At 70.6% G+C, this 14,868-nt stretch carries 12 protein-coding genes; 5 read left to right on the top strand and 7 right to left on the bottom strand.

The annotated features are described in order from the left end of the window. Positions 1-214: 214 nt before the first annotated feature. Complete coding sequence (locus ABT352_RS27280) at positions 215-457, top strand: DUF6343 family protein (protein WP_350947781.1); 243 nt, start codon at positions 215-217, stop codon at positions 455-457. 178 nt (positions 458-635) lie between these two features. On the opposite strand, the gene ABT352_RS27275 is transcribed toward ABT352_RS27280, so the two are convergent. From ABT352_RS27275 to ABT352_RS27265, 3 genes are all read right to left on the bottom strand, one after another. Beyond that, complete coding sequence (locus ABT352_RS27275) at positions 636-1,178, bottom strand: SPW repeat protein (RefSeq protein WP_350947780.1); 543 nt, start codon at positions 1,176-1,178, stop codon at positions 636-638. A gap of 697 nt (positions 1,179-1,875) precedes the next feature. After that, on the bottom strand, positions 1,876-2,913 hold the full coding sequence (locus ABT352_RS27270; RefSeq protein ID WP_502992895.1) for a DUF5685 family protein: 1,038 nt from the start codon (positions 2,911-2,913) through the stop codon (positions 1,876-1,878). 229 nt (positions 2,914-3,142) lie between these two features. Next, a complete protein-coding gene (locus tag ABT352_RS27265) occupies positions 3,143-3,751 on the bottom strand; it encodes a TetR/AcrR family transcriptional regulator (RefSeq protein ID WP_350947778.1) in 609 nt (202 codons plus the stop codon). A gap of 86 nt (positions 3,752-3,837) precedes the next feature. Here ABT352_RS27265 and ABT352_RS27260 point away from each other — a divergent pair, with 86 nt between their 5' ends. Next, the gene (locus ABT352_RS27260) at positions 3,838-4,578 is read left to right on the top strand and encodes an SDR family oxidoreductase (protein ID WP_350947777.1); all 741 of its coding nucleotides are present in this window, start codon (positions 3,838-3,840) and stop codon (positions 4,576-4,578) included. 99 nt (positions 4,579-4,677) lie between these two features. Here the strand turns inward: ABT352_RS27260 and ABT352_RS27255 are convergent, their stop codons facing one another. Beyond that, a complete protein-coding gene (locus ABT352_RS27255; RefSeq protein WP_350947776.1) occupies positions 4,678-7,542 on the bottom strand; it encodes an AfsR/SARP family transcriptional regulator in 2,865 nt (954 codons plus the stop codon). Between the two features lie 216 nt (positions 7,543-7,758). Here ABT352_RS27255 and ABT352_RS27250 point away from each other — a divergent pair, with 216 nt between their 5' ends. Further along, positions 7,759-8,202 (top strand): hypothetical protein, encoded by a 444-nt coding sequence (locus ABT352_RS27250; RefSeq protein WP_350947775.1) that lies wholly within the window; start codon positions 7,759-7,761, stop codon positions 8,200-8,202. Positions 8,203-8,563: 361 nt separating this feature from the next. Then, positions 8,564-10,519: a Xaa-Pro dipeptidyl-peptidase gene (locus tag ABT352_RS27245; RefSeq protein ID WP_350947774.1), complete on the top strand. Its 1,956-nt coding sequence runs from the start codon at positions 8,564-8,566 to the stop codon at positions 10,517-10,519. Between the two features lie 51 nt (positions 10,520-10,570). Here ABT352_RS27245 and ABT352_RS27240 read toward each other — a convergent pair whose 3' ends face one another. Beyond that, complete coding sequence (locus ABT352_RS27240; protein ID WP_350947773.1) at positions 10,571-11,830, bottom strand: MFS transporter; 1,260 nt, start codon at positions 11,828-11,830, stop codon at positions 10,571-10,573. Positions 11,831-11,869: 39 nt separating this feature from the next. Further along, a complete protein-coding gene (locus ABT352_RS27235) occupies positions 11,870-12,694 on the bottom strand; it encodes an MBL fold metallo-hydrolase (protein WP_350947772.1) in 825 nt (274 codons plus the stop codon). Here ABT352_RS27235 and ABT352_RS27230 point away from each other — a divergent pair. After that, on the top strand, positions 12,678-12,899 hold the full coding sequence (locus ABT352_RS27230) for a hypothetical protein (RefSeq protein WP_350947771.1): 222 nt from the start codon (positions 12,678-12,680) through the stop codon (positions 12,897-12,899). The genes ABT352_RS27235 and ABT352_RS27230 overlap by 17 nt on opposite strands. 85 nt (positions 12,900-12,984) lie before the next feature. On the opposite strand, the gene ABT352_RS27225 is transcribed toward ABT352_RS27230, so the two are convergent. Then, on the bottom strand, positions 12,985-14,598 hold the full coding sequence (locus tag ABT352_RS27225) for an amidohydrolase (protein ID WP_350947770.1): 1,614 nt from the start codon (positions 14,596-14,598) through the stop codon (positions 12,985-12,987). Positions 14,599-14,868: the final 270 nt, after the last annotated feature.

Raw genomic sequence — 14,868 nt, 5'->3', positions numbered from 1 at the left:
GGAAAGACCTCCGCGGGTGGAATCCACCCGCGGAGGTCTTTCCGCGTACCGGGGGTTTTCGCGATCGCCGGGAACCGCTTACCGGGCCGGCCCCGCGCCCTCTCGGTGAACTCCGGTGTCGTGGATGGTGAGGGATGTCCTGGGTAGGGGCTGAAAGATACCCCCGCATAGATATGAGCAGGTGGGGGATCGACATCGCCCTGGAGGTGGTCCCATGAAGGAGCAGCCAGGTACGCACGACCATCCGAAGAGCGCGCTGAACCTGCGGCTCGTTCTGGCGATCTTCGGCCTGGTGGTCTGCACGGTTCTGGCGGTGTTCGCGGCTCAGGGCGGATTCACCCTGCTCACCGTGGCCCTCGCCGTCCTGGCGGCCGTCGCGGCGGTGGACATCGTGGTGGTCGGGATCAGGATCGCCCGCAGGCGCCGACGCGGTGAGCGGCACACCCTGTTCGAATGAACCGTCCCCTCCGGCCTTCCCGGCCGGGCTCCCGTCTTCCTGGCGGGGTCCGTGGCGGAGGACGGATCCCCGAAGACGACGGAAGCCCGGCCGGGGCCGGGCTTAGCGGGGGACGGCGCTCTCAACCCGGTCCCTGGCCGGGTTGAGCAGCCGTCGCGCTGATCTCACATCCATCTGTCTATGGCCTGTTGGGATAGTCGGGCCTGTTGGGGTAGTCCGGCCGATTGGGCATGTCCGTTCGACCGGGCATGTCCGTCCTGTGGGAGCTGTCTCCTCGGTGGGACATGCTTCCCTTGTGTGACATTCCGGCCATCTTCTTGGTGCCCATCGCCACCGCTCCCAGACCGAGCAGGAGGATGACGATGCCGGTGACGACGTTGTTCCAGATGCTGCCCCTCGTCGCCGAGCCGGTGATCCAGGGAGCGATGATGGTCCAGATTCCGATCACCGGGGCGACCCAGCTGACCCCGTAGGTCCGGCCGTAGGCGGACGCGAAGGCCAGAGCCAGCGCGGCGACCGCGATACCGGTGACGAGGTTGCTCACCGAGAGCCTGGACAGGCCGTTGAAGCCGACCACCCAGGGTGAGATCGCCAGATACAGGCCCGCCAGAAGGCCCAGTCCTTCGATGGCCTGGGCCACCGAGCTGGAGCCCGCTCGTTCGTACCTCTCCCGCATCTCGATGAGATCGGGGTGATGTTCCAGGCTTGCGGGTCTCGTCATGACCCATGCCCCCTTCCGGTTTCACGCGAAATACGATCCGCTGTGAAAGCGAACTCTTACCGATATACCCGACATAAGCTCCAAACAGCCCAAAGGGCTACAAATCTAGATAATGAAATCCTTAGGCTAGGGAGATCCGACATAGCCCTCAGGTGCCCTGTCCAGGGCTTACACCACGATGTGTGTACGGATACGGGGAGCAGGGACATGGGCGATCGGAGGCCCATCCCGGGCGGGCTCCGGTCCTGCGCCAGAAGATGTGACGACCACGGCCGGTGGACTGCCCGTCGTCTCAGAGTCGCTGCGCCTGGCGCCTGCTGCGGGTGGCGGACACACACGTTAGGCGACACGGATATCGTCGCGGTGCGGGATCTCCACAAGCGGCTACGGATGTTTCGCCCCCCATCGACGTCCACGGCCGAGGCGCCACCACGTGACCAGATTCAACTTCCGCGCCAGAACCGTGAGTTCCCCCGTATCCCCATCGGCCGTCACGGACTCGACCCGCTCACCGCGGTGCGCTCGCTTCGTGCCGCGCTGGAGAGGCTCCGCGCGCTGCGGCCCGGTTTCCACCGGGCCAACGTGACGGCCCACCTGGAGCGGGGAGCGTTCTTCCCCGAGTCGTCCCCCGAGTCGAGCCCGCCGCCCGAGGACCTGCTCATCCATGACGAGGAAGCCGAGCCGCCCGCCGGTGCGGTCAGCCGCAGTCGCAGTTGCAGCACTCACAGCAGTCGCAGCACCCGGAACAGCCGTTGCAACACTGCCCGCAGGCGTCGCAGCCGGTGGGGTCGCAGCGCTCGCCGCACGACCGGTAGCGGTCCTCGTCCCACGGCGGCCGGTACAGTCCGCAGGTGCAGCAGGCCGCCGACATGCACAGCAGCGACAGCAGCCCGCCGGGATCCGGATTCAGTCGTGGGTCACGAGAGGGGGCCTCGGGGCTCTCCCGCTCGGCCTCGGTGAAGATCCGATCGACGGCACGGCCGGTTTCGGTGACCAGCAGGGCGTTGACCAGGCGTCGTCGTTCCAGGTCCAGTTCGGCCGTCGCGAGGCGCAGTCCGTGCGCGGCGTCGTCGCAGTGCCGCCGCGCGGTGGCGAGGTCGGTGCCCGAGGCCGTCAGCGGGTTGTAGGCTCCGCGCTCGTGGTCGCGGGCGAGGTCCTCGACGGCGTCCAGCAGGTGTGCCAGGCGGCCGAAGTAGCGTCCGGCCTCCTCCAGGGTCTCCCGGTTGTGCGGCTTGCCGGCCAGTACGGCGGTGTGCCCGAAGGCGGCGGCGACCGCGGCCTCGGTGGGGGCGGTGAGCTGGAGCAGGCTCGGGTCCGGCAGGCGTTCCAGCCGGGTCTGCTCCTCGACCGCGGCGAGGAGCGGGGCGGGATCGAATCCGAGGGCGGCGGCCGTACCCGATCCGGCGGCCGACCAGCGGGCGGCCACCCGCCCGGCGCCGGCCGCCACCAACCGGCGGGCGTAGACGCCGTCGCCGTCCTCGACGTGGTCCTTGACCTTCCCCGCGGCCAGGATCAGCGAGACCGCGGCGGCGAGCCGTACCCCCTCGGCCTGGGCGACGTCGGCGCCCTTGAACCCGCGCAGCGCGCAGGCGGCCGCACGCCGGTACGGGGAGGGGGCCGCTGCCTGTGCCTCGGTGAGCACGGACACCAGCAGGCCGTCGTAGTTGGTCACCAGCCGGGAGGCGTGCCCGTGCTCATCCCGCAGGGCCAGGCAGAGCCCGCACAGGTGCGCCATCCACTCCTTGAACAGCCCACCGCACATCCCGTGCCTGCATGGGCGAACGATCCCAAACATATGCCCCTCTTCCGCCTGCGACCGATGCCCAGCCTGACGGCCCCCACTTGTCGCACACTTGCGGATGGCGGGTCAGCCTGTCAGAGCGCCCATGCCGCTCCGGGATCTTGGACTCATTGTCGGGGCCGCGAAACGTACATTATCGGTCTGATGTTTCCGGTAAGCCGTTTTATCGGGCACCGCCGATCCCGGCGAGCAGGTTCCGGACGAGGGCCTCGGCGAACTCGTCGGTGAGAGGCTGGTCGGGGATGAGGAGACGGTGGTAGCAGGCGCCCCAGAGCTGGTCGACGACCACCTCGGGGTCGACGTCCTCGCGTAGCTGCCCGCGCCGCTTGGCGCGCTCCAGCGCCTCGACGGCGAGTGCTCTGCGCGGTGCCGAGTAGCGTTCGCGGAGCAGCGCCGACAGCTCGGGGTCGGTCTGGGCGTGGCCGACGAGCTCGGGCATCACGCGCCCGGCCTGGGTGTCGCGCATCAGGTGGACGAAGGCCCGCAACTGCGCGGTGAGGTCGGCGGCGATGTCCCCGGTGTCGGGGAAGGCCAGGGTGGGGCCGACGGCGGCGAAGTAGCCGTCCAGCGCGAGCGCCCCCTTGGACGGCCACCACTTGTAGAGCGTCACCCTGCTCGCGCCCGCCAGCGCCGCGACCCGTTCGATGGTGAAGGCGGCCATCCCCTCGGTGAGCAGGAGTTCGCCGGCCGCCCGCAGGATCTCACGGCGCACCTCGGCGGCCGGGCGGCGTCCGCGTCCGCGACGCTCGGGTGCGGGGGATTGCTGCGTCACCGTCCACCTCCGTGGAATATATGGACATTGTGTTTACATTCGTATATATACATAGTGTACATAAGTTCTTGGAGGAGTGACCGATCATGAGCAGCACAACAGCTCGCGTCGCCGTCGTCACCGGAGGCTCACGCGGCATCGGGCGCCAGGTCGTGGGCAGGCTCGCCGCCGACGGATACGCGGTCGTGGTCAACTACGCGAGCAACGACACCGAGGGCAAAGCCGTCGTCGCGGAGATCGCCGACGAGGGCGGCCGGGCGATCGCGGTCCGAGCCGACGTCGGTGACGAGCGGGCGGTCGCGGAGCTCTTCGACACGGCCGAGCGGACCTTCGGCGGCGTCGACGTCGTCGTGCACGCCGCCGGGATCATGAACCCGCCCACCCCGGTCGCCGAACTCGACCTGGACGTGCTGGACCGCGTGCTCCGCGTCAACGTACGCGGCACCTTCGCCGTGGCCCAGCAGGCCGCCAGGAGGCTGCGCGAGGGCGGCGCGCTGATCACCTTCTCCACCTCGGTGATCGGACTGGCCGCTCCCGGTTACGGCGCCTACGCCGCATCCAAGGGCGCCGTCGAGGGGCTGACCCTCATCCTCGCCCGCGAGCTGCGCGGCAGGGACGTCACGGTCAACACCGTCGCCCCCGGGCCCACCGCCACCGATCTCTTCCTGGAGGGCAAGGACGAGGAGACCGTCGCCAGGCTGGCCGCCCAGCCGCCGCTGGAACGGCTGGGCCTGCCCGCGGACATCGCCGAGGCGGTGGCCTTCCTCGCCGGCCCCGCCCGCTGGGTCAACGGCCAGGTGCTGCGGGTCAACGGCGGACTCGTCTGAGCCGAGACCGGCCAGGAAGGGGACCTGCCGCCTGTCGTACATCGATCCGGGGCGGAGACGACACCGCTCATCGCCGTGGTGGTCGTCGGCCGTGCCGGCTCACGGGGGCGCGCACGCGAGGCCGATGACGTCGGTGTTCCTCGCCCCCCGTTCGAAGGCCAGGGAGTATCCGCACGCCCCGAGCGCGTTCTTCATCAGCCGTTCGGCCTCGGCGTGGGCGTCGTGAAACGGCCGCAGGCCGATGAGCGCCACCCCGGTCGTACGCCGTAGCCGGTGCGCGGCGCCGAGCAACTCGGCGGCGCGGTCGTGACGGCCGGTGGCGGCGACGGTCCAGGCGAGTGTCTCAAGGCCCCACACCGGTCCCCAGCGGTCGTCGATGTCGTACTGGCGGCGCAGCGAGTCGCGGAACAGGGTGGCGGCCCGTACCGGGTCGCCGTGGCGCGACTCGGCGAGACCGAGGCCCCACAGCGCCCAGGAGTGGGCCCAGGTCCCGCCGAGGGCCTCGGCGTCGGCGAGGTAGGTCTCGGCGGCGGTGACGGCGAGCTCCCGGTCTCCGAGGAAGGCGCAGGCCATCGCCCAGAGCATGGTGGCCATGTGGGCGTCACCGATCGCGCCGTCGGCGAGGAACCGGTCTCTCGCCTGCGCCAGCAGCGGGATGGAGCGAGGGCTGCCGTGGACGAGCATCGCGTGGGCGCCCTCGACGCAGGTGACGGCGGCGGGGACGTCGGTGTCGGGGAGCTGTGCGGCGAGGCGGCGGCAGCGGGCCATGAAGGCGTCGGCACCCTGCCTGTCGCCCTGGCAGAGGGCGATCCAGGCGACCATGGCCACCGCGCCGACCTGGAGGGGATCCGGCCGGCGGGGGGAGAGCGCGAGCCCGCGCTCCAGCCAGTGACGGCCCTCGCCGATGGTGCTGTCGAAGAACCAGAACCGGGTCCTGGTGAGATTGACGGTGATCTCCAGACCGCTCCGCGCCTCGCCGGGCTCGGTGAGGCAGAAGTCCAGCGCCGCCCGCAGGTTGGGGAGCTCCTGCCGCAGTCGTGACAGCCATCCGACCTCGTGAGGGCCGCACCAGTCGGCCGCGGCCCGTGCGGCGGTGCTCCGAAAGTGGTCACGGTGACGCCGCCGCATCACGGTCTCCTGGCCGAGGTCGATCAGGCGCCGTCTGCCGTACCGGCGGATGGTCTCCAGCAGGCTGTAGCGCGTCCTGCCGTCCTGGCCGTTCACGACGAGGATCGACTTGTTCGCCAGGCCCGTGAGGAGGTCGAGGACGTCGTGGCGGTCGATGCCCGTCCCCGAGCACACCACCTCGGCCGCCTCCAGGTCGAACTCACCGGCGAAGACCGACAACCGGGCCCACAGCAGCCGTTCGTGTTCGGTGCACAGGTCGTGGCTCCAGTCGACGACGCCGCCCAGGGTCCGGTGGTGGCGTGGGGAGTTCTCGGCGTCGGTGTCGGCGAGCAGCCGGAAGCGGTCGTCCAGCCGGTCGAGTATCTCCTGGACGGAGAGCGTTCCCAGCCGGACCGCGGCCAGCTCGATCGCGAGTGGCACGCCGTCCAGCCGTCCGCACAGCTGCGCGACGACGTCGCGGTTGTGCCGCGTGATCTGGAAGTCCGGTGCCGAGGCCGCGGCGCGGTCGGCGAGCAGTCTCACCGCCTCGTAGTGGGTCAGCGCCGGCTCGGCGTCCGCGTCCGCCGATGTCGTGGGCGGTACGGAGAGGGGCGGCACCGGCAGGACGTGCTCGCCCTGGACGCCGAGCCGCTGCCGGCTGGTGGCGAGCACCCGCAGACCGGGCGCCGAGCGCAGGAGCGCGGTCACCAGCGTCGCGGCGGCGTTCACCAGGTGCTCGCAGTTGTCCAGCACCAGCAGTGTCCTGCTGTCGCTCAGGTGCTCGACGAGGATGTCCAGGCAGGGGCGCGCGGAGTGGTCGCGGATTCCGAGAGCCTGGGCCACGGTCCGGTCGAGCAGAGCGGGGTCGGTCAGCGGGGCGAGGTCGGCGAGCCACGCTCCGCCCGGGAAGGTGGGCGACACCTGCGCGGCCAGTCGCAGCGCCAGCCGGGTCTTGCCGACTCCGCCCACCCCGGTCAGCGTGACCAGGCGGCTGGTCTCCAGCAGCCGCGCGGCGTCGTCGAGCTGCCGCTGTCTGCCCACGAACGTGGTCATCTCGCCGGGGAGGTTGCCGGAAGATCTCCTGGCGGTGAGCGCGGGATCGTCGTCGAGAATCCGCTGGTGCAGTTTCCGCACCTCAGTGCCGGGGTCGACGCCGAGCTCCTCGGCGAGGACCTCGCTGAGGGATTGGTAGCAGCTCAGCGCCTCGGCCTGGCGTCCCGACCTGCACAGCGCGAGCATCCGCTGCGCCCAGAACCGCTCTCTGAGCGGATACGCGGCGGTCAGCCGGCGCAACTCGGCGAGCACCTCCTCGTGGCGGCCCAGTGCGAGGTCGGCCTCGATGCGGGACTGAAGCGCGTCCAGCCCGCGCTCGGCCAGCACGGGCACGACCTCCCGCCGCAGGGTCTCGGACGGCACGTCCTGCAGTGGCTCCCCGCGCCACAACCCCAGGGCCTCGGCCAGCAGCGCGGCGGCCCGCTCCGTCGCGTCCGCGGCGAAGGCGGCCCTGGCACGGAGGGTGAGGGCCTCGAAGCGGTGCAGGTCGAGCCGGTCGTCGGCCACCCTGAGCAGATAACCTCGCGGGCAGGTGAGCAGCGGACCCTCGTCCCCGGCGCACCCCAGCAGGCGCCTGATCCGCAACACGTAGTTCTGCAGGGTGTTTCTCGCCCCTCCGGGCGGGTCGTCTCCCCACAGATGGTTCGTCAACGTCTCGACGGAGACCGTCTTGTTGGCGTCGAGCAACAGCGAGACGAGCAACGTCCGGAGCTTGGCCGCCCGGATCGGCACCGGGACGCCGTCCCGCAGCACCTCGAACGGCCCCAGAATCCTGAACTCGAGATCCGAGCCTCTCGTTTCCATTACTCAATGTAATCATAAAATCGCCGTTCGTGATCAGGGGTGTACGTCAAATGCGCCTTGAATGCGCGGCAATCGCTTGGCGTGACAGGCTCCCGCGAAGGTCAACTGTGACTCTGGGTAATCGCGAAGTGACCGTCGAGTGAGTGGCCCGCGGAACGGTGTGTGACGGCGGGGCGACATGTCCCGCTGATCCTCACGCGACAGGAAGGGCATCTCATGTTCAAGCGCGTAACCGGGATCGTGGCGGCGGTGATCGCGGCGGCGGTGATGGTCACCGCCGCTCCCGCTCCCGCCGGCGCGACCTCGTTCTCCCGGGAGCTCGCGGCCGCGGCGCGGGCCGCGGGCGTCTCGGAGGCGACGGCCCGCTCCATGGCGATGTCGCTGGTGAGCAGCGACCCGCAGGACGAGTACCGCTTCCCCGACGAGGAGTTCCAGGACGCCCCCCGCTCCTGGAGCGCGATCGTGGCGTTCGTCAAGAGGTTCTGGCGCCAGATCGTCGACGCGGCGAAGGCCGCCGGCGAGTGGGTGTGGTGGAAGGCGGGCAGGTGCGCCACCGGTGCCGTGAGCGAGGTCTGGAACAGGTTCGGCACGGACCTGACCGACCCGCAGGCGGTGCTGGCCGTGGCCGTCTACGGATGCCTGAAGGGTCTGCGCGGCTGATCGTCCCGTCCCGTGGGCGGCGTCCCCGATCACCGGATCGGGGGTGCCGCCCCTGAGGTCGGGAAGTGGTGGGCGGCCTGCCGGGCCGGGTCTCGCTCGCTTGTCGGATGGTCCGGGGCTCGCCGTGCGCCCTGTGATGTCCCGGGGGCGCCCGGTTCCTGATCTCCCCGGAGGTGGTCGATTCACCGATATCTAGCTCGATAGATGTCGAAATTATCCTGATCAAGACAGGGTGCTCATCCATAGACATTTCGTACTTCCGACCCATAACATCAAGCCTTCTTGGGGCAGTCTTTACTGTCCCTTGAACTTTGGTCGGGGTTTTTTCCCGCCCCGAACTGATCGTTCTGGAAGGTTTTTGATGTCTGTACCACCTCTGGCGACGGGCCCTGGGGCGCCGGCCAACCTCCGCAGTTCGAGATCGACGCGTCGTGGCGCGGCGGCGCTGGGTCTCGCCGTCGCCATGACCCTGGCCGGGGTCGCGGCGCCCTCGGCCTCCGTCGGCGCGGCCGCCGACCCCTCCGTCGGACCGGTCTTCGTGGACGGCATGGCCCAGCCGGTGTTCTCGTCGAACCGCAACGACTGGATCCGCGAGGAGATGTGGGTCGAGACCTCGATCGACAGTGACGGCGACGGGCGGAACGACCGGGTACACGCCGAGGTCACCCGGCTGCGGGAGACGGAGACCGCCGGTCTGAAATCACCCGTCGTGTACGAGGTGAGCCCCTACTACGCGGGCGGCAACGCGGTCGCGAACCACAACGTCGACCACGAGCTCCACGAGGCGCTCCGCCCGGGCAAGGGCTGGATGAACCGCGGTGGTCCGACGAAGGACCCGGCGGCCGACGAGCGGCTCGCCGCCGCCGGCGTGGCCGAGGCGGCCAGGGGTGACGAGGCCGTCACCGGCACCGGGCCGCAGCCCGTCATCAGCACCAGCCACGAGGCCAACTGGCTGCCCCGCGGCTTCGCGGTGGTACACGCCGAGTCGCTGGGCAGCGGTAAGTCCGACGGCTGCCCCACCACCGGCGGACGCAACGAGACCATCGGCGCGAAAGCTGTCGTCGACTGGCTGAACGGCCGCGCGAAGGCGTACGACGCCGCGGGCAGGGAGGTCCATGCCACCTGGACGACCGGCAAGGTCGGCATGATCGGCACCTCGTACAACGGCACCCTGCCCAACGCGGTCGCGAGCACCGGCGTCGAGGGACTTGAGGCCATCGTGCCGATCTCGGCGATCTCCAGCTGGTACGACTACTACCGCGCGAACGGCGCCGTCGTCGCGCCGGGCGGCTACCAGGGCGAGGACGCCGACGTGCTCGCGGAGTACGTCTACACCCGCGCGGACAGGCAGGTCTGCCGAAGCGTCATCGAAGATCTCGCCAAGGAGCAGGACCGGGTCACCGGCGACTACAGCGCCTTCTGGGACGAGCGCAACTACCTGAACGACGTCGACAAGGTCCGCGCCGCGACGCTGGTCGCGCACGGGCTCAACGACTGGAACGTGAAGACCAAGCACGCCGCGCAGTGGTACGAGGCGCTCAAGGCGCGCGGAGTGCCGCACAAGATCTATCTGCACCAGGGCGGACACGGTGGCTCCCCGAGCGTCAACGTGCTCAACCGCTGGTTCACCCGCTACCTGTGGGGCCAGCAGAACGGCGTGGAGAACGACCAGCGGGCGCTGATCCAGCGCGAGAACAGGACGCTGGTGGAATACCCCGAGTGGCCGGAGCCGACCTCGGCGGACACCGAGCTCAACCTGGCGCCCAGCACGGACGGCACCGCCGGTGTCCTCACCGCCGACAAGACCCGCCAGGGCAAGCCGGTGACCGAGACGATCGTCGACGACGCCTCGAAGCGGGCGCTCGCCCTCGCCGACGCGGTGACGTCCCCCAACCGCCTGGCCTACAAGTCGGGGGCGCTGACCGACGCGGTCCGGCTCAGCGGCACGCCGCAGGTGTCCCTGCGGATGTCCTTCGGCCAGCCGGCCGCCAACGTCACGGCGCTGCTCGTCGACTACGACCAGAACGGCAAGGCGAAGATCATCACTCGCGGCTGGACGGACCCGCAGAACCGTAAGTCGATCTCGAAGACCGAGCCGGTCAAGCCGGGCAGCCCGTACCGCCTCGACTTCGACATGCAGCCGCACGACTACGTGTTCGCGGCGGGGCACCGCATCGGTGTCGTACTGCTGTCGAGCGACTACGAGTACACCATCCGGCCCACCCCCGGGGCGAAGCTGCACCTCGACACGACGAAGAGCACGGTCACGCTGCCGCTCGTCGGCGGGGCGACCGCGTTCACCGCGGCGAACGGCTGATCCGTCGCTCCCGTCGACAGGGCGGCCCCGCCCTGTCGACGGGAGCATGCCTCATGAGGTGGCGGGCCCCGGGCGTTCGGGGGCGGGCCGGCGGATGGGGGTGAAGAGCGCGACCGTCGCGAGCAGGAGGCAGGCGGTGCCCGCGAGCAGGCAGATCGCGGTGACGCCGTAGCCGCCCGCGCCCCAGGTCAGGACGGCCGCGCCCACCGGGCCCAGGGAGAAGTGGATCGTCCAGAACGCCGAGGTGACGCGGCCCAGCAGATGGTCGGGGGTCACCTGCTGGCGCAGGGACATCGAGCAGATCCCGGCCACGCTGACGCCGCAGAGATAGACGGCCATCAGGGCGGCGATCACCGGGACGCGGCCCGAGAGTCCGACGCCCGCCATCGCGAGCCCGCTCGTCGCGAGGGCGCCGATCCAGGTCACGCCGAAACCGAGCCTGCGGCGGACGGGCGCCACGAGCACGGCCCCGGCGATCGTGCCCACCGCGGCGACCGCGAGGACCGTGCCGACGGTGCCGTCGGAGCGGCCCAGGTCGTGCTTCAGGTAGTAGATCAGCACGTCGGTCATGCCGAGCGTGAAGAAGATGAAGAAGGAGAGCAGGATCGTCAGGGAGCGCAGCACCGGGTGCCGCCAGAGGAACCGGGCACCGGCCAGCATCTCCTGCCAGGGCCGCTGGCGCGGCGGCGCCGTCGCACCGGCCTCGGGCCGCCTGAACCGGACGAAGTACAGCCCCGCCGCCGACAGCGCGAAGCTCGCCGCGTTGATGGCGATCGCCGCGGTCGGGCCGAACTGCCCGGAGACCACTCCGGCGAGCAGCGGGCCGCCGACACCGGCCGCCGCCGCGGTCGCGTAGAGCCGCCCGTTCGCCTCGGTGATGCGGTCGCCCTCGACCAGGTTGCGCACCGCGGTCACGTAGGTGACCTGGAAGACCATCCCGATCGCCTCGCTGAGCGGCAGCACCACGTACAGCAGCCAGACCTGCGGGCCGAACGCCCAGACGAGCGGGATGAGCCCGTACAGCGCCAGGCGTGCGAGATCGCAGCAGATGAGCAGGGTGCGCCGGTCGAGCCGGTCGGCCAGGATGCCGGCGAAGATCCCGGCGAAGACCGACGCGGCGCCGGCCACACCGGTCAGCAGGCCCATCTGCGCGACCGACCCGGTCACGTTCAGCACCAGCAGCGGAATGGCGATGTAGGCGAACGAGTCCCCGGCGACGGAGAGCGTCTGGGAGCCCCAGAAGACGTTGAAGTTGCGGTCGCGCCACAGCGGGCGCCCGCCCCCGCCCTCCAGCCCTCCTGCCTGTGCCACGGGGTGACTATCGCGCATCCCGGGCGGGCTTTCCAATGATTAAAAGGGTGTATTAGGGGATTCGTCCAGCGCGAAGGAGAGGTAGCGGTCGGCGGAGCGGCGGACGGCCTCGGCGCCGTCGGCGCGTACGATCCGCTTCCACCAGCCGCCGTAGACGCGGTCGAAGGCGTACGGCTCCAGCAACGACAGGGCGCGGCGGACGGTCGCGGGGCGCTCGGGGATCAGGTTGGGATAGCTGTACATGAAACTGACCCAGCGGCGGTCCTGGACGACCTGGAGGATGTCGCCGGAGAACAGCGAGCCCCGGCCGTCCTCGGCGTCGCGCCAGTGCATGACCTGGCCGCCGTCGAAGTGCACGCCCGCGTTGACCAGCGTCACCCCTTCGAGGATCTCGTGGGTGTCGCCCTCCCAGAAGAGCACCGACTCGTCGGGGCGGGCCACCCAGTCGCGGTCGGCCGCGTGGATGTGGATCGGCGCGTCGAAGGCGTGCGCCCACTCGACCATCGAGCCGTAGAAGTGCGGGTGGCTGATCGCGATGGCGTCGATCCCGCCGAGCTCGCCGACCTGCCTGATCAGCTCGTCGTCGAGGTGGGTGACCATGTCCCACAGCACGTTGCCCGTGGGGGTGCGGACCAGCAGGGCGCGCTGCCCGATGGCGGTGGCGGGATCGGTGCCGATGCCGACGACCCCGGTGCCCTCCTCGGCGAGGTGCGCCCTGTGCCCGCTGTCGCGCAACTCGTTGAGGGAGGTCCAGCGCTGGCCCTCCCAGCCGACGTACTGCCGCTCGTCCTCGCAGATCGGGCAGTCGTCCCGCGTCTCGGCGTACTGGACCCCGCAGGTGACGCAGATGGGCAGATCGTTCACGATGTCCTCCGCCGACCGGCTGTTCGGGAGTGGTACGACCCGGCTGTTCGGGAATGGTACGGCGTCCTCCTGTGACAGCCGCCGTCGTTACGCCGCTCCGTGTGTCGCGGGGGAGGGGGTCGCGTTGTCCGGCTGCCTTGAGCCGCACGACACCGTTCAGGTCCGGGAGTTTCGCGCCTACCTGGACGGCGAGCTCGTCTCCTGAGGAGGTGTCCTGCGGTCCGGCGCGCATCGTTCCCGCAGGAAGGTCCGAGGGCGCCGGGAGCCGGACCGTCGGCCGTCGGACGAGGTCAGCGCTGGTAGACCTGTTCGCCGTCGAGGAAGGTCATCGCGACTTTGGTGCGCCAGATGTCGGACTCCGGTTCGGTGAACGGGTCGCGGTCAAGGACGACGAGGTCGGCGCGGTTGCCGGGGACGATGGTGCCGGCGTCGTCGTCGCGGTTGATCCTGGCCGAGCCCGCGGTGTAGGCGGTGAGCGCGGTGGCGAGGGTGAGTCTCTGGCCGGGCAGGAACGGGGTCTGCGCCGTCGGGTAGCCCGCGTGCAGCGAACCGCCGGGCTCTGTGCGGTTGACGGCCACGTGCATGCCCTGGATCGGGTCGGCCTCGGAGACCGGCCAGTCGCTGCCCGCGCAGAACAGGGTGCCGTGGCGCAGCAGGTCGGCGAACGGGTACTGCCAGCTGGAGCGCTCCTCGCCGAGGAAGGGGAGGGTGAGCTCGTCCATCTGGGCGTGGTGGGTGGCCCAGAGCGGCTGCAGGTTGGCGGTCACGCCGAGCTTGGCGAAGCGCGGCACGTCGGACGGCTCGACGATCTGCAGGTGCGCGATGTGGTGCCGGTTGGCCGGGTCGGTCCCCTCGAAGCTGTCCAGCGCCTCGCGGACGGCCCGCTCGCCGATGGCGTGGAAGTGCACCTGGAAGCCGTGCCGGTCCAGCTCGGCGACGCACTCCTTCAGCAGCACGGGGTCCACGTACGACAGGCCGGTGCCGCCGCAGCGGCAGTAGGGCTCGATCACCGCCGCGGTGAAGTTCTCGGCGATGCCGTCCTGCATGATCTTCACCGAGGTCGCGCGGAACCGCTCCAGTCCCTCGGCGGAGCGGCGCCGCTCCAGCAGCTCGGGGATCTGCTCGGCGCCGCGTGCCCGGTCCCACCACAGCGCGCCCACGACGCGGGCGCGCAGCGCGCCGGAGGCCGCCGCCGAGACGTACGTGGGCAGCTGGTCGTCGTAGCCCGCGTAGGAGCCGACGATGGCGTCCTGCCAGCCGGTGATACCGAGGGAGAACAGGTGGTCCTGGGCCGCGAGCAGCGCCTGGTGCATGTCCTGGGCGCTGGGACGGGGGGTGAGCAGGCCGACCAGGTCCATCGCGCCCTCGTGCAGCACGCCGCTCGGCGTGCCGTCGGCGTCGCGCTCGATCCTGCCGTCGGCGGGGTCGGGGGTGTCGCGGGTGATCCCGGCCAGCTCCAGGGCCCGGCTGTTCACCCAGGCGGCGTGGTGGTCGCGCTGGATCAGGTAGACCGGGCGGTCGACGACGTCGAGCTGGGAGCGGTGCGGCAGGCCGCCGGGGAATGCCGACATGTCCCAGCCGCCGCCGTCGATCCACTCGTGGCCGGGGTGGGAGTCGGCGTAGGCGGTGATCAGCTCCAGATACTCCGGCAGGCCGTAGACCCCGGACAGGTCGCACCTGGCCCGCTCCAGGCCCGCCTGGACCGGGTGGATGTGCGCGTCGGTGAACGCCGGGGTGAGCAGGCGGCCGTCCAGGTCGACCACCTCGTGGCCGGGGGCGGCGAGGCCCGCGACGTCGGCCTGCGTGCCGACGGCGGCGATCCGGCCGTCACGGACCAGCACCGCTTCGGCGAAGGCGTCCGCCGCGAGGAAGGCCCGGCCGCCCCGGAAGAGCAGGTCGCTCACTTTCGTACCATCCTTTTGCCGATGTCCCGAAGGCCGCTGAGGCCACGGAATGCCGCTTGATCACCACATTGCACGCTCGACCGGCCGAGGTCCAGCATGAGTTTTCTCCCGGCGTCGGCCGAGGTACGGAGACGTCGGCCCACACTCACCGACGGCCGCCGCCCCCTCCACCGCCCGTCGCTGCCCGTTCACCGACGTCCGCCGACACTCATCGACGTACGCCGACGTTCGGTGTTCGAGGGGCGGTGTCGTCCGGGGCCGCCCGAGGAG

Source organism: Streptosporangium sp. NPDC000563, from assembly GCF_040299985.1.
In the GTDB taxonomy this organism is placed as follows: Bacteria; Actinomycetota; Actinomycetes; order Streptosporangiales; family Streptosporangiaceae; genus Streptosporangium.
Note: the sequence above shows the minus strand (reverse complement) of the source record. Positions and strands in the feature narration are given on the sequence as shown.

What these genes read in the sequence shown, in the direction of transcription:
- ABT352_RS27280 (WP_350947781.1), top strand. Translation starts at nt 215, where the DNA reads ATGAAGGAGCAGCCAGGTACGCACGACCATCCGAAGAGCGCGCTGAAC.
- ABT352_RS27275 (WP_350947780.1), bottom strand. Translation starts at nt 1,178, where the DNA reads ATGACGAGACCCGCAAGCCTGGAACATCACCCCGATCTCATCGAGATG.
- ABT352_RS27270 (WP_502992895.1), bottom strand. Translation starts at nt 2,913, where the DNA reads ATGGCGCACCTGTGCGGGCTCTGCCTGGCCCTGCGGGATGAGCACGGG.
- ABT352_RS27260 (WP_350947777.1), top strand. Translation starts at nt 3,838, where the DNA reads ATGAGCAGCACAACAGCTCGCGTCGCCGTCGTCACCGGAGGCTCACGC.
- ABT352_RS27255 (WP_350947776.1), bottom strand. Translation starts at nt 7,542, where the DNA reads ATGGAAACGAGAGGCTCGGATCTCGAGTTCAGGATTCTGGGGCCGTTC.
- ABT352_RS27250 (WP_350947775.1), top strand. Translation starts at nt 7,759, where the DNA reads ATGTTCAAGCGCGTAACCGGGATCGTGGCGGCGGTGATCGCGGCGGCG.
- ABT352_RS27245 (WP_350947774.1), top strand. Translation starts at nt 8,564, where the DNA reads ATGTCTGTACCACCTCTGGCGACGGGCCCTGGGGCGCCGGCCAACCTC.
- ABT352_RS27230 (WP_350947771.1), top strand. Translation starts at nt 12,678, where the DNA reads ATGGGCAGATCGTTCACGATGTCCTCCGCCGACCGGCTGTTCGGGAGT.